Source organism: Azotobacter bryophylli (assembly GCF_042643485.1).
Lineage (GTDB): Bacteria > Pseudomonadota > Gammaproteobacteria > Pseudomonadales > Pseudomonadaceae > Azotobacter > Azotobacter bryophylli.
Map to the genome: position 1 here is coordinate 89,536 of NZ_JBHRSJ010000034.1, position 13,546 is coordinate 103,081.

A 13,546-nucleotide genomic window follows, 5' to 3' on the forward strand; every position below is an offset into this window, starting at 1 on the left:
TGCCGAGAACCCCAATGCACATCAAACTTGCTAACCCGCGCGGCTTCTGCGCCGGCGTTGACCGCGCCATCGATATCGTCACCCGCGCCGTGGAAGTCTTCGGCCCCCCGATCTATGTTCGTCACGAAGTGGTACACAACAAGTTCGTGGTGGAGGATCTGCGCGCACGCGGAGCGGTCTTCGTCGAAGAGCTGGACGAGGTGCCGGACAATGTCATCGTCATTTTTAGCGCCCACGGCGTGTCGCTGGCCGTGCGCGAAGAGGCCGAGCGGCGTGGTCTGAAGGTGTTCGACGCCACCTGTCCGCTGGTCACCAAGGTGCACATGGAAGTCGCTCGTTATAGCCGCGAAGGGCGCGAATGCATTCTCATCGGCCATCACGGTCATCCTGAGGTCGAGGGTACCCTGGGGCAGTACGATGGCAAGAACGGCGGTGCCATCTATCTGGTCGAGGATGAGGAGGATGTCGCTCGCCTGGAGGTGAACAACCCGGATGCCCTGGCCTTCGTGACCCAGACCACCCTGTCGATGGACGATACCAGCAAGATCATCGACGCCCTGCGCACCAAGTTCCCCAACATTCATGGCCCGCGCAAGGACGATATCTGCTATGCCACGCAGAACCGTCAGGATGCGCTCAAGCAACTGGCCCACGACTGCGATCTGGTACTGGTGGTCGGCAGTCCCAACAGCTCCAACTCCAATCGCTTGCGCGAGCTGGCCGAGCGCCTGGGCACCCCGGCTCACCTGGTCGACAGCGCCGAGGATCTCAAGCGTGAATGGTTCGAGGGCGTTGAGCGTATCGGCGTGACCGCCGGTGCTTCGGCTCCGGAGATCCTCGTGCGCGGCGTACTCGACCGGCTGTCCGAGTGGGGGGCCACTGGCGCCGAGGAAGTGGAAGGGCGCAAGGAAAATATCACCTTCTCGATGCCGAAGGAGTTGCGCATCGTTTCGGTGGACTGAGGAAATATCTTATTTGTCCAAGGCCGCTCCTTCCATGCCCTGTTCAAGGGGCGGCGGCCTTCAGGCGTAATCTCGGAATTGCGCACTTTGCCTGAGAATGCCCGGGCAAGGGGCGCTATCTTCGCCGCATCTTTGCTTGCTGATTCAAGCCAGAGCCAGGGTGCGGTGCCTTTGTATTCCACGGCCTCTTGTAGATTAGCGAGCCTGGCTCCTTGGCGATGAGTCGCCAGTATCGAAGCCGTCGGGATGCCATTAATAACCATTCGTCACATGGCTCGATGCTGGATGCGGTTGGCGGTCTTACAGTATCTCCGCAAAAGCAGGCGCCAGTTAAGAATCAAGAAAATGGGGGATCTTTTTAATGGAGCTTGAAAGGTGTCCTACGACACGGTGGCGTCAGGCAGCTGGCTTCACGCTGATCGAATTGATGATCACGGTAGTGATTGTCGCCATTCTTATGGCTGTGGCGCTGCCCAGTTATCGACAGCATGTAATTAGGTCGAACAGGGCGGCGGTAGAGGCCTTCATGCTGGAGGTGGCTAACAGGCAGGAGCGTTATCTGCTGGATAGGCGAAGTTACGCAAGCAGCCTCAGCGATCTGGCTCTGAGCGTAGGTCCCGAGATCTCTCCCAATTACACGGTCTCGGTAAGCAATACCGGTACAGGCTTGGCTTATACGATTACTGCGACTCCGATCGGCGCCCAACTGACCGGCGACACCGATTGTGGGGTGCTCGCCCTCGATCAATTGGGCATCAAAAGCGCCTCCGGTGGTGGTGACCGGTGTTGGAAGTAGAGGGGGCGACTCCATGACCTGGCAGGCTTCGCCCAAGTCCGGCAAGGGCTTCACTCTTGTGGAGTTGATGGTCACAGTCGTGATTATGGCCATCTTAATGTCAATTGCAGTTCCTTCCTTTCTGCAATATCAGGCCACTCAATCGGTTCGCAGTGCCGCCTCGGATCTTGTTGATGCCATGGTCTTCGCCAGAAGCGAGGCAGTGAAACGCAATACGGAAGTTAGCGTTTCGGCAAAGAGCACATGGGTTCAGGGTTGGGTGGTAAAAGCTGGTGGGCTGATGTTGAGGGAGTTCAGTGCTCATAACGATTTGGAAATCGACTCGAATGTGAGCGCGCTTTCATATGGCAACGACGGTCGGGCAAATGAAGAGGCCGCATTCGAAATCAAATCGGGCACTGCCGAAGTGAGTCCTCGCTGCATACGGGTATCGGGAAGTGGGAAGTCCAATAATCGGATAGGAGCATGTTCCTGATGTCTTGGCAGAATCGAAGCTCCGGCTTCACGCTTGTCGAAGTTCTAGTCGCACTGGTGATTTTTCTTGTCAGCGCTCTTGGAATCGCGGGGCTGGTGACTCGTACGTTACAGCAGGAAACCGAATCGTATCAGCGCGTACAGGCGCTCATTCTACTGCAGGACATGCAGGAGCGGCTCGGCGCCAACCGTGCGGCCGTTAGTTGCTACGCCGGCTCCGATACTTTGGGAACTGGGTTCTCTGGCACTTTCACCTGCTCTGCAGGCACTGCTGGGCAGCAGACGATTGCCGTATCGGATCTGCAACAGTGGGATAACAGTTTGAAGGGAGCTGCGGAAAAGTCCGGAACTACGAATGTGGGGGCCCTTATCGGGGCTCGAGGCTGTATCCGGGTAGTCGATGCCAGTCAGCAGATATATCGGATAACCATTGCCTGGCAGGGCGTGGGTGAGACGGTGATCTCCGCCAACAATTGTGGTGAGAATCAATATGGTAAGGAAACACTACGTCGTACCGTAAGTGCGCAGGTGCGATTCGGGAAACTTTCCTCATGAAGAATAAGACTGCAAAGACCCGTTCCCTTCGATATTTTCAACGTGCTCGTCGGACTGATACCTCCGCGCAGGCCGGTATAGGCCTCGTTGAGATCATGGTTGCCATGGCCATTGGCGTCTTCATGTTGGGTGGGGTTCTGAGCCTGGTGTTATGGGTAAGCCGAACCCGTGTTGATCTGGACAAGACTTCCGAGCAGATAGAGAACGGGCGCTATGCCATCCAGCTCATAAGCAACGAATTGCGTCTTGGCGGATTTTATGGAATGTCCCAGATCGGGACGACGGCTTCCAGCATGCCGACTCCTTGTCCGACAACTGCGGGTGAGCTGGGTTTTTCTTATGACTCCACGACATTGACTACAACTCTCCCGGTAGCCATCCAGGGAATTGCATCTTTACCTCAAGCCGATACGACCTGCTTCAGCAATTATAAGTCGGGCAGCGAGGCTATCGTGGTGCGCCATGTGGAAACGGAAAGTGTGGCAACGGCTTCGGCGGGAGTGCCATACGCTCAAATGTCGGCCTGTCAGGAAGATTCTATGCCCATGGATTTCGGCGTTTCCGGTACCGCTACTTTTTCTCTGCGGCAGAAGAATTGCTCACTGCCTGCCGTGTTATGGCCTTATTCGATTCGTGCTTTCTATCTGGGGGCGTGCGATATATGCAGCCCAAATGACAATGTGCCGACTCTGAAGATGGCGGAGCTCAGAGTTTCGGGGGGCGGAATCCAGGTTGTAGGCCAGTCGGTCGTCGAAGGTATCGAAGACATGCATTTCCAATATGGAATGGATCTGGATACCGATGGCTCGCCTGATTGTTACGTGCCAGACCCAGCGGTGGACGCCCCGCCGGCAGCTTCCAATTGCCCGGCAGGGGGATGGTCCGATATCGATGCAACCAACTGGTCCAATGTCGTCAGCGTCAGAATCAACTTGTTGGCCAGGAGCACCGAGGCAAGCAACGACTGGAAAGATGACCGGACCTATGATCTGGGGCGTGGGACTCCAGTTGGGCCTTTCAATGACAAGTTCAGACGTCAGATATATAGCACGGTCGTGACCTTGCCTAATATTTCCGGGGTGCGTGAATGAAGAAGGACCTCTCTCGCCAGCAAGGGGCAGTGTTGGTCGTTGTGCTCGTCATGCTGGGCATCCTGACAATTATCGTTGCGGCGATGGTCAACTCATCGAATATCAATTTTCGCATCGCGGGTAATCAACAATACAGAGCAGAGGCTCAGCTCACCGCACAGAATGCGATAGAGGCCTATATCAGTAACGAGGCGAACTTCATCATCCCTCTGCCGACGGCAGAAATAAGTATTCCAACGGATCTGGATGGAGATGGCGTGAATGAGTACACCGCCGTGGTCAGTCCACCAGTATGTCTACGCTCCATACCCATCAAGTTGACCGAGCTCGATATCAAGCGGGCGGATGATGCTTCCTGCTATGGCAGTGGCGCCGTGCAGGAAAGCGGCCTGTTGACGGGGGGCGTTGCCTCGGGGAACTCCTGGTGTTCGAGGATGATGTGGGATGTGCAGTCTAAAGTCGATGATGCCGCACTGACCGGGGCCTCTGTGGAAGTACATCAGGGTATCTATCTGAGAACCCTACTTGGAACGCCGTGCCCATAAGGGCGGGCTTTGAGTTTGCGGGACGGAGAGCTGTTGTGAGCAAACTTGGTAATTGGGTTGCGGCGGTAGGATTACCGTTGCTTCTTTGTAGTGCACTTGCTCGGGCGGAAGATATCGATATCTATACCGGGCTTAATCCTTCAGCAGCTAATCCGCCGACGGTCTTGCTGGTTTGGGATAACGCTGCCAACAACAGTGCCAGTGCTCAGGATGTTTGCACCCAGTATGCGGATGGCTCCGGGGCTCCCAGCCTTGGAACCAATACTGCTTCGGGAATGGAGCAGTGTGCAATGGTGAATGCCTTGTTGACTTTGAAGAGCGATCCGGACCTTTTAGGGAAGGTCAAGATCGGGCTGATGATTTTCAACAAGAATGGTTTTTCGAATAATGGGAACGGACAATGCGGATACTTGGTGCGTGCTCCTGCCTTGATGGATTCCACAGGGGTAAGCAATCTCATTGCCGATATAAAGGGATTCCAGAATACGGGCAGTAACAGTGTGAAGACCAACGGCGTTGCCGTTGGGGCAACCATGGCTGAAGCCTGGGCCATGCTGAATGGAAAGAGCAATTCATGTTCGGGGGTCAACTATTCCAATCTGGCCGAGGTTGCGACTCAGTGTCGTGACGCTGTATTGATCTATATCGGAAACGCATTCACCAATAGCAATCCGGGGGATGGCGGTGATGCAGATGTTTTTCTGAAGAGCGAACTGACCAGTTCTTTTGGCTATTCGACCAGCTCCAACGAGTATTCGTTATTTTCCGATCCCATTGCGGTGCCCCTGCTCAATACTTCGGGAAATGACAATAACGACTATTGGGCCGATGAATGGACTCGCTTCATGAAGCGAGTATCGGTTATCGATAGTGCGGCCTCGGACAAGAATGTCACCACCTATACCATTTCTGTAGCCGACTCAGCCAATCAGGGACAGGCCCAACCGGTGATCAATTATTATGCAGAGATGGCTAAGCAAGGTGGTGGTAAGAGTTTTCTGGTCGATTTCCGCAATACCTCAGGGTTGTCCAATGCCATATTAAGTGTCTTCAATGATGTTCAGGCTAAAAACAGTGTTTTTGCCTCGGCTACGCTGCCAGTTACGGCAAATACCCAGGGTACCTATCTGAACCAGGTATTCGTGGCTATGTTCCGCCCGGATGACAATGCCCATCCCCGCTGGTACGGGAACCTGAAGCAGTATCAATTGGGCCTGGATAGTGGCGATAACATCGTTCTGACGGATGCAACCGAAGATCCCAATGCCGGTACCGTAACCTCCAAGACCAACCCGACGACGGGTGCCCTTTCGCCGGATGCCGTCAGCTTCTGGACGACGAACACCCCGGGAGTCCCCGGCTGGCCTGCCACCGGCTTCTGGCTCAACAGTCCCTCAGGCAAAGGACTGCAGTTCGATTCGCCGGATGGTGAGCTGGTCGAGAAGGGGGGGGCAGCGGAGATGGCTCGGGCTGACAATCTGACTGCCAGCTATGCCGACAGCAACAACGACAATGGCCGTAACCTGCTGACCTGCAACCGTGTTGGTGGATGCAGTTCGGGCTTCTCGGAGTTCTCCACCGGTAATGGCACTCTGATGACGAATGCTCTCGCCCTGTTTGGCGTGGGGCAGGCTGCTTCGTATAGCGGATCCCTGTCGGCCGGGATGAAGTTCCAGGGGCAAGCGACGAGCTGCAAGGCGGCCAGCAAGTCCTGCACCTTTACGGTTCCCTTCATGGGGGCCAATTCGGGGGTGAATGCTTCGGACTTGATTTCCAATAGCCTGTCGATCGCAAACTTCGAGGGGGCATGTAATCTGCCCACGGGATGTGCCGTGCTCAGTGCATCGAACACGGATTTTTCATACACCTTGAGCAATCTGCAGACCGGCTCGACTTATTCCGTCCCCGGAAATACCGATTTCTACAAGGCCGACCGGTCGGTGACGGTCACTACCAGTACTGCGCATGGCTTAGGCGTCGGCGATTCTGTCATCCTCAAGAGTTGCGCTGGACAGGCAAATAGCAGCCTTGTGACCGGTTTGTCCGGCCTGCCGGCCAGTGGCTACAGGAACGTGACCGTTACGGGAGCGACAAGCAACACCTTCACCTTCCAATGGGACAGTCCGGCCATCACCATGCCTGGGGCCAGTGTCAGCTGCACCATCGAGCCGGCCCTGACCGCCAGCAACCTGATCAACTGGGTGCGAGGCTGGGATATCGCCGGTAATGAAGAGCTGGCCGGCCCGGGTGCTCCTGTCACCGTACGCCCCTCGCTGCATGGGGATGTCTTGCATTCGCGTCCGGCCGTGATCAATTACGGCGGCAGTACCGGCGTAGTGGTTTTCTACGGAGCGAACGATGGGGTTTTCCGTGCCGTCAACGGTAACCAGACGCAGCCGATTACAACCTCGAAGGGTTCCGTACGTGCCGGCGATGAACTCTGGGGTTTCATCGCTCCCGAATTCCATCGCAAGTTCAAGCGGCTGTTTCAGAATACGCCTCTGGTGGACATCGCCGGTGTAATGGACCCGAACAAGCAGCCCAAGGACTACTTCTTCGATGGTTCCACCACGGTGCTCAGGGATACCCGCCTTGGGACGAGCACTGCGGGCAAGACCTATATCTATCTGACCGCCCGACGCGGGGGACGTCTCATCTATGCCCTGGATGTTTCGGACCCGGCGACCCCGAAATTCCTGTGGAGCAAGGATCAGGATGATATTCCGGAGCTGGGGCAAACCTGGTCTCAGCCGAAAGTGGCGCTCTTGGAGGGCCGGGACAACCCTGTGCTCATCATGGGGGCCGGTTATGCGCCAGAGCAGGACGCCGATCCAGTCGCGGCGGCCGATACCATGGGCCGCGGGATATTGGTCCTCGATACCATCACGGGCGAGGTAGTATGGGCAGCGCTTGCCAACTGCAGTGGACTGACGGCGACTTGCGTGGAAAACAGTGGTTTGACTCATTCCATCGCTGCCGATGTCACCCTGATGGATCGCAATGCCGATGGTTATATCGACAGGGTCTATGCGGCGGATACGGGAGCCAATATCTGGCGCCTGGATCTGCAGCCGGCAGGCTATCAGGCTGCTGTCGATCCAGGCCAGTGGAGGCTGACCAAGCTGGCTGCTTTGGGCGGGACGGGAAATAACGCGCGCAAATTCCTTTTCGCGCCTGATGTGATCCCCACCAACGACTTCGATGTCGTGATGGCAGTATCCGGCGACCGCGAGCATCCTCTCTACACGACGGCTACGACAGCCGGGCTGGCTTACAACGTGCAGAACCGGATCTATATGCTAAAGGACACGGAAATCGGTTCGATCATGGATTCAACCTTTGTCGCTCTGACGAATACCGATCTCGCGGCGAATCCGTCAACCTTCAATGCCAGCGGTCTCATGGTGAAGGGGTTCTACATCGATCTGAAGAACCCCGGCGAGAAAGGGGTCAACGCGCCCACAACGGTGGCGGGAAAAACCTATTTCAGCACCAACTACCCCGATGTGCCGCAAGCCAATTCCTGTACGGCCGATCTCGGTTTTGCCCGGGCTTATACGGTCGACTTCAAGACGGCCACGGTGAACTTCACCCGGTTCGTCGGGGGGGGCTTGCCTCCATCGGCAGTCAGCGGGCTCGTCGAGATTGGCGATAAGACCGTTCCCTTCATCATCGGTGGCTCCGGTCCCACGACTTTCGATCCGAGCATTCCCGAGATCGACCTCAACAACAACCGCAGACGTGCCTACTGGTATGCCCGGTAGGTGAGAAAGTGGTGGCGCCTACGGGCGCCATCGCTTTTGGGCTCCGGCTATTCGGGTGGGCAGCTGATAGGGTTGCCATCCGAGCCTTCTATCAGTCCGTCCCCGTCCATATCTCGTGCGCTTCGTACCCTTCCCATACTGTTGATGATCAGCTTCGTTGCATATTGATCGTCTGAGGAGGGGCAGAACACGACATTGCCGTAACTTGCTGCCGTTCCGCTTGCTCGGAAACGAAGGCTGTCGAGATTGGACCCGATCAATTCGTAGCGCATGTCTGCAACGACCGCCTCTTTGCGGAGGATCTCGTTTGCATCCGCTGCGCTGTTCTGGTCGTCATCGCTGAACACGATGAAATGGCGTGCTCCTGTCCGGCTGCAGCTGTGACCGTCTCGACTGGCACACAGGGTCACAGTTCGTTGCAGTGTGACCGCGCTGCTTCTGGCATGGGCGAGGAGGGACCTGATCTGCTGCGCCGCACTGCTTCGCTTGTTGCTGAGGATCATGTGGGTGAAGGCAGGCACCGCGATGCTGGCTGCGATGGCAATCAGCGCTGTCGTGGTCAGAGCCTCGACCAGGGTGAATCCCTTGGTATGGCCATGCTCGATCCTGTGCATTGCTCCCTCCTTGGTTCAAGCTTCTTCATCCAGTCGGCCTGGAAGAATACAAGGGGCTGATTCGGGGATGTGTCGATCAGCCAGCAATTGGTAGCGGAGCAATCAGCCGTGTCCTGCATGAAAATGACTTAAATCGTGGCAGGGGCGCTTCGGCAAGGCGTATAACGACGGCCCGTTAGTGTTGGGAGGAAGGTAATGCGAGTCCTAGTGATTGGTGGCGGTGTCATTGGTTTGTTGTCGGCATATCAGCTGGCGGATGCCGGGCTGGAGGTTCAGGTGCTGGATCAGGGGGACGTCGGTCGAGAGGCTTCCTGGGCCGGCGGCGGGATCGTCTCGCCACTGTATCCGTGGCGCTACAGCCCGGCGGTGACGGCCTTGGCGCACTGGTCGCAGGATTTCTATCCGCAGCTCGGTGAGCGTTTGCTGGCCGAGAGCGGCATCGATCCCGAGGTGCATGTCACCGGTCTGTATTGGCTGGATCTCGAGGATGAGGACGAGGCGCTGGCCTGGGCGAAGCGGGAGGGGCGGCCGCTGACGGCGGTGGATATCCAGTCGGTGTATCGGGCGGTGCCGCCTCTGGGCCCGGGGTTCTCTCACGCCGTCTACATGCCGGGGGTGGCCAATGTGCGCAACCCGCGCCTGCTCAAGTCGCTGCGCGAGGCGCTGCAACGAATGCCGAACGTGACCCTGCTGGAAAATGCCAAGGCTACCGGTTTCGTTCGTGAGGCCGAGCGGGTTGTCGGGGTCAGTACCGAGTCCGGAGAGCTGCGTGCCGACCGCGTGGTGGTCGCCGCCGGTGCCTGGAGCGGCGGTCTGCTGGCTTCGCTGGGGCTGCAACTGCCCGTCAAGCCGATGAAGGGAGAAATGATCCTGTTCAAGTGCGCCGAGGACTTCCTCCCGCGCATGGTACTGGCCAAGGGACGTTATGCGATCCCCCGGCGCGATGGCCATATCCTGGTGGGCAGTACGCTGGAAGACGTCGGTTTCGACAAGACGCCCACCCAGGAGGCTCTGGATAGCCTCAGGGCTTCGGCCATCGAGTTGCTGCCGGCGCTGGCCGATGCCGAGGTGGTCAAGCACTGGGCGGGGCTGCGGCCGGGATCCCCTGAAGGGATTCCCTATATCGGCCCCGTGCCGGGGTTCGAAGGGCTGTGGTTGAACTGCGGGCACTTCCGTAACGGGCTGGTGCTGGCGCCGGCTTCCTGCCAACTGCTCGCCGATTTGCTGCTGGGACGGGAACCGATCATCGATCCGGCGCCCTATGCGCCCGCAGTACGGGGCGGCTCCCTCTGATCGGATGGCAAGCGGGCCCCGGGCGGCCCGCTGCATCTTTGCGGCCGCTCAGTCGATCCCCAGCTTCTTCAGGCGGTAGCGCATCGAGCGGAAGGTCAGCCCCAGACGCTGGGCGGCGGCGGTTCGGTTCCAGCGGGTTTCCTCGAGAGCCTGCATGATCAGCTTGCGTTCCAAGTCCTCCAGATAGTCCTCGAGATTGTCGATGCTGGCTAGCGAGGCCTCGCCGCCCTCGCCGGCTCCCGGAGCGTCGGCGAGACGCAGGTCGCGGGCCTGGATCAGGTCGTCTTCGCAGAGCGTGTAGGCTCGTTCGAGCATGTTCTCCAGTTCGCGGACGTTTCCTGGAAAGCGGTAGTTCTTCAGCTTTTCCAGGGCTTCCTCGGTCAGTCTGGCCGGGGGGAGGCCGCTGCTCTCGCCCAAGCGCCTGAGCGTGATCTCGGCCAGTGTCGGGATGTCCTCGCGCCGCTCGCGTAAGGGCGGCACGCGCAGTTCGATTACGTTGAGACGGTAGTAGAGATCCTGGCGGAAGCGTCCCGCGGCGACCTCGGCGGCCAGATCCTTGTGGGTAGCGCTGAGGATGCGCACATCGACCGTGATTTCCTGCTGTCCGCCGACGGCGCGCACAGCCTTTTCCTGGATCGCCCGCAGCAGCTTGACCTGCATCGGCAGTGGCAGGTCGGCGACCTCGTCGAGGAACAGGGTTCCGCCGTTGGCGGCCTGGAACAGCCCCTGCTTGTCCTCGATGGCGCCGGTGAAGCTGCCTTTGCGATGGCCGAAGAATTCGCTTTCCATCAGCTCCGAGGGAATGGCGCCGCAGTTCACCGGAACGAAGGAGTGTGCGGCGCGCGGACCTTGCTCGTGGATCAGGCGCGCCACCAGCTCCTTGCCGCTGCCGGACTCGCCGCTGATGTAGACCGGCGCCTGGCTGCGGGCCAGTTTGGCGATCTGCTTGCGCAGGGTGCGCATCGGCGGCGAGTCGCCGATCAGGCGGTTATCCACCGGTGCTTCCTCGCGGGCCGGCGCGCGCAGGCGTAGCGCGCTGGCAACCAGTTCGCGCAGACGGGCGAGATCGACCGGCTTGGTCACGAAATCGAAGGCGCCGGCCTTGAGAGCGTTGATCGCGGTATCCAGGCTGCCATAGGCGGTGATCATGGCAACCGGAAGCTGCGGATGGCGCAGCTGGATGTGTTGTACCAGTTCCATGCCGTTGCCGTCCGGCAGGCGCATGTCGGTCAGGCACAGATCGAAGGGTTCGCGTGCCAGCCAGTCGCGGGCCTCTTTCAGGTTGCGCGCGCTGCGGGTATCGAGCTTCATCCGGCCCAGGGTGATCTCCAGTAGCTCGCGGATATCGGGTTCGTCGTCGACGATCAGGGCTCTCTGTCGATCACTCATGCTTGGACTCGGTTGCGTGGGGCAATGGCGGTAAGCGGCGTTGGCATGTCATCAGGCATACATCGAGTGCTAGGCCAGCTTGCGCGGATGGGCGAAGGTGATGCGGAAGCAGCTGCCGCCGGTTTCGCCCCGGCGGTAGTCGATCCGGGCCTGGTTGCTCTCGCACAGTTCGCGGGAAATATACAGGCCCAGCCCGGTGCCTTTTCGTTCGGTGGTGAAGAAGGGTTCGAATATGTGCTGCATTTTGTCTTCCGAAACCCCGGGGCCGTCGTCGATCACCTCCAATACCGGCAGATCGCTCTCCGGATCGCAGAACAGCTTGAGCCAGACCTGGGCCTGGTCGTGCAGTTGTGCGCTGTAGCGCATGCCGTTCTGCGCCAGATTGCCCAGGACCTGGAGGAGCTGCTGCGGATCCATGCGGGTCTTCAGGGCATTGCCGTAAGTTTCCAAGTGCAGGCTCTGGTTCACGGACGCGGAGTTGCGGAATTCGCTGGCGAAACGATGTACCCAGTATTTCAGATCGAGCAGTTGCGGTTCTGCCTGGCGTCGCCGCGATAGCAGCAGCACGTTCTCGATCACTAGGTTCATCCGTCGCGACTGGTCCTGAATGATCTGTGCCAGCCGCCTGTCCGGCCCGTCGAGGCATTCGGACTCCTGCAATAGCTGTGCGGCATGGCTGATCGCGCCCAAGGGGTTGCGGATTTCGTGGGCGATGCCGGCGGTCAGGCGGCCGAGGGAGGCCAGTTTGAGCTGCTGGGCCTGCTGGGCGATCTGCGAGATATCCTCGAGAAACACCAGAATGTTGCAATGGTCTTCGAGTTGCAGTGGCACGAAGCTGGGTTGCAGGAGCGGGCCATTGGGCAGGGTCCGCAGGTCCTGCGGACGCAGGGTCTTGTTCTGCTGCCATTGCTGCAGGCGTTCGACCAGCTCCGGGCAGTGGTCATCCAGCGGTTGGCCGATCAGCGAAGCGTTACCCAGCAGGCTGAGGGCGCTGGGATTGGCCAGCAGGACCCGATGCTCCTCGTCGATCACCAGGATGCCGGTGCGCATGCGCTGCAGGATCAGGGTGTTCAGCGTCTCCAAGTTCGCCAGTTCGGCCGCGTGCTGTGCGGCGCGGGATTCGCTCTGATGCAGCCGGCGGGTCAGGCTCTGCACGAACAGCGCAGCGGCGAAGCACAGCGATCCCAAGGCCCCGGCCTGCACGAACTGGGCGCTCGCCTCGGGGGTGCTGAGACTCAGGTAAAAGGTCATGAAGACCAGGCCGATCGCGGCCACGGCAGCAATCAGCAGACCGATGCGCCCGCGCAGGAGGATGTTGGCGATGGCCACGGCGACGATGATCAGGTTGCCGATACCGCTGGGCGTTCCTCCTGCGGTGTAGAACAGCCCCGAGAGCAGTATCACGTCGACCAGGGCCAGACAGAAGATTTGCAGGGGTTTGGCGCGCTGCACCAGGACGGCGACCAGAATGTTCAGCACCAGATAGAACCAACTGCCGAAGCGGAACAGCCCCAAGTGGGCGACCCTGAGCAACTGTTCGTCCAGATGGCTGGAAATCAGCAACAGCAGCAGGAGACCGATGGCCAGCCGGTAAAGGTGGTACAGACGCAGGACATTGGCGCCGTGGGGCGCGCTCAACACCACGCGGGGCGGCAGCAGGTTTTCAGCGTTCACCTTGCCGGGGGCCCTGTTCCAGATGTGCCCGGCTGCAATACCACTGGCTGTCGCTTTCCAGGGCTTCGGTGCGGGGGAGATGCACGCCGCAATGGGCGCAGCGCACCATCGGTGCGGCATCCGGAATTTTCTCGGTGGGGGCGGAGGGGCGTTTCAGGCGGCGCCAGAACCAAACGGCGGCGAGGATGAGGACGATCCAGAAAAGCAGGCGAAACAATCCCATGACACCTTCTATCCGAGTAAAGGCCAGCAGTTTAACAAGCCGCGCAATCCCATACAGCCGGCATCGATCAACATGAGGAGTGGCCAGCTGGAAATCGTCGCTACAGCCCCCTCTTCATAAAAAAAGCGCTGGCTCCACCTCCCGCCCGATCCGGACAGCCCATGGA

12 protein-coding genes are annotated in these 13,546 nt (G+C 59.0%); 8 read left to right on the top strand and 4 right to left on the bottom strand.

Annotation, left to right across the window (positions count from 1 at the left end; translation table 11 throughout):
- The first annotated feature begins 14 nt into the window (after nucleotides 1-14).
- From ispH to ACFOJE_RS16400, 7 genes are all read left to right on the top strand, one after another.
- Entirely contained in the window at nucleotides 15-962 is a 948-nt protein-coding gene (ispH, locus tag ACFOJE_RS16370; protein WP_377815647.1) for a 4-hydroxy-3-methylbut-2-enyl diphosphate reductase, read from the top strand.
- A 361-nt stretch (nucleotides 963-1,323) separates the two neighbouring features.
- A complete protein-coding gene (locus ACFOJE_RS16375) occupies nucleotides 1,324-1,758 on the top strand; it encodes a type IV pilin protein (RefSeq protein WP_377815649.1) in 435 nt (144 codons plus the stop codon).
- Between the two features lie 13 nt (nucleotides 1,759-1,771).
- Complete coding sequence (locus ACFOJE_RS16380) at nucleotides 1,772-2,233, top strand: GspH/FimT family pseudopilin (protein WP_377815651.1); 462 nt, start codon at nucleotides 1,772-1,774, stop codon at nucleotides 2,231-2,233.
- Nucleotides 2,224-2,787, top strand: a complete 564-nt coding sequence (gene pilV, locus ACFOJE_RS16385; protein ID WP_377815652.1) for a type IV pilus modification protein PilV — start codon at nucleotides 2,224-2,226, stop codon at nucleotides 2,785-2,787. Before ACFOJE_RS16380 ends, pilV begins: the two co-directional genes overlap by 10 nt.
- Complete coding sequence (locus tag ACFOJE_RS16390) at nucleotides 2,784-3,878, top strand: PilW family protein (RefSeq protein ID WP_377815654.1); 1,095 nt, start codon at nucleotides 2,784-2,786, stop codon at nucleotides 3,876-3,878. Before pilV ends, ACFOJE_RS16390 begins: the two co-directional genes overlap by 4 nt.
- Entirely contained in the window at nucleotides 3,875-4,423 is a 549-nt protein-coding gene (locus ACFOJE_RS16395) for a hypothetical protein (protein ID WP_377815655.1), read from the top strand. The genes ACFOJE_RS16390 and ACFOJE_RS16395 overlap by 4 nt, the downstream gene beginning before the upstream one ends.
- A gap of 35 nt (nucleotides 4,424-4,458) precedes the next feature.
- Complete coding sequence (locus ACFOJE_RS16400; protein ID WP_377815657.1) at nucleotides 4,459-8,187, top strand: pilus assembly protein; 3,729 nt, start codon at nucleotides 4,459-4,461, stop codon at nucleotides 8,185-8,187.
- Nucleotides 8,188-8,234: 47 nt separating this feature from the next.
- On the opposite strand, the gene ACFOJE_RS16405 is transcribed toward ACFOJE_RS16400, so the two are convergent.
- Nucleotides 8,235-8,801 carry a GspH/FimT family pseudopilin gene (locus ACFOJE_RS16405; RefSeq protein ID WP_377815659.1) on the bottom strand — a complete coding sequence of 189 codons (567 nt, stop codon included), beginning with the start codon at nucleotides 8,799-8,801 and terminating at the stop codon, nucleotides 8,235-8,237.
- 195 nt (nucleotides 8,802-8,996) lie between these two features.
- On the opposite strand from ACFOJE_RS16405, the gene thiO reads away from it, so the two are divergent.
- Nucleotides 8,997-10,094 (top strand): glycine oxidase ThiO, encoded by a 1,098-nt coding sequence (gene thiO / locus ACFOJE_RS16410; RefSeq protein ID WP_377815661.1) that lies wholly within the window; start codon nucleotides 8,997-8,999, stop codon nucleotides 10,092-10,094.
- 48 nt (nucleotides 10,095-10,142) lie between these two features.
- Here the strand turns inward: thiO and ACFOJE_RS16415 are convergent, their stop codons facing one another.
- From ACFOJE_RS16415 to ACFOJE_RS16425, 3 genes are all read right to left on the bottom strand, one after another.
- Entirely contained in the window at nucleotides 10,143-11,483 is a 1,341-nt protein-coding gene (locus tag ACFOJE_RS16415) for a sigma-54-dependent transcriptional regulator (RefSeq protein WP_377815663.1), read from the bottom strand.
- 69 nt (nucleotides 11,484-11,552) lie between these two features.
- On the bottom strand, nucleotides 11,553-13,157 hold the full coding sequence (locus ACFOJE_RS16420; protein WP_377815665.1) for a two-component system sensor histidine kinase NtrB: 1,605 nt from the start codon (nucleotides 13,155-13,157) through the stop codon (nucleotides 11,553-11,555).
- A complete protein-coding gene (locus tag ACFOJE_RS16425) occupies nucleotides 13,147-13,380 on the bottom strand; it encodes a PP0621 family protein (protein ID WP_377815667.1) in 234 nt (77 codons plus the stop codon). Before ACFOJE_RS16425 ends, ACFOJE_RS16420 begins: the two co-directional genes overlap by 11 nt.
- Nucleotides 13,381-13,546 lie beyond the last annotated feature (166 nt).

Coding starts and splice junctions, on each gene's coding strand:
- ACFOJE_RS16395 (WP_377815655.1), top strand. CDS start 3,875: ATGAAGAAGGACCTCTCTCGCCAGCAAGGGGCAGTGTTGGTCGTTGTG.
- thiO (WP_377815661.1), top strand. CDS start 8,997: ATGCGAGTCCTAGTGATTGGTGGCGGTGTCATTGGTTTGTTGTCGGCA.
- ACFOJE_RS16425 (WP_377815667.1), bottom strand. CDS start 13,380: ATGGGATTGTTTCGCCTGCTTTTCTGGATCGTCCTCATCCTCGCCGCC.
- ACFOJE_RS16415 (WP_377815663.1), bottom strand. CDS start 11,483: ATGAGTGATCGACAGAGAGCCCTGATCGTCGACGACGAACCCGATATC.
- ACFOJE_RS16390 (WP_377815654.1), top strand. CDS start 2,784: ATGAAGAATAAGACTGCAAAGACCCGTTCCCTTCGATATTTTCAACGT.
- ACFOJE_RS16375 (WP_377815649.1), top strand. CDS start 1,324: ATGGAGCTTGAAAGGTGTCCTACGACACGGTGGCGTCAGGCAGCTGGC.
- ACFOJE_RS16380 (WP_377815651.1), top strand. CDS start 1,772: ATGACCTGGCAGGCTTCGCCCAAGTCCGGCAAGGGCTTCACTCTTGTG.
- ACFOJE_RS16405 (WP_377815659.1), bottom strand. CDS start 8,801: ATGCACAGGATCGAGCATGGCCATACCAAGGGATTCACCCTGGTCGAG.
- pilV (WP_377815652.1), top strand. CDS start 2,224: ATGTTCCTGATGTCTTGGCAGAATCGAAGCTCCGGCTTCACGCTTGTC.
- ispH (WP_377815647.1), top strand. CDS start 15: ATGCACATCAAACTTGCTAACCCGCGCGGCTTCTGCGCCGGCGTTGAC.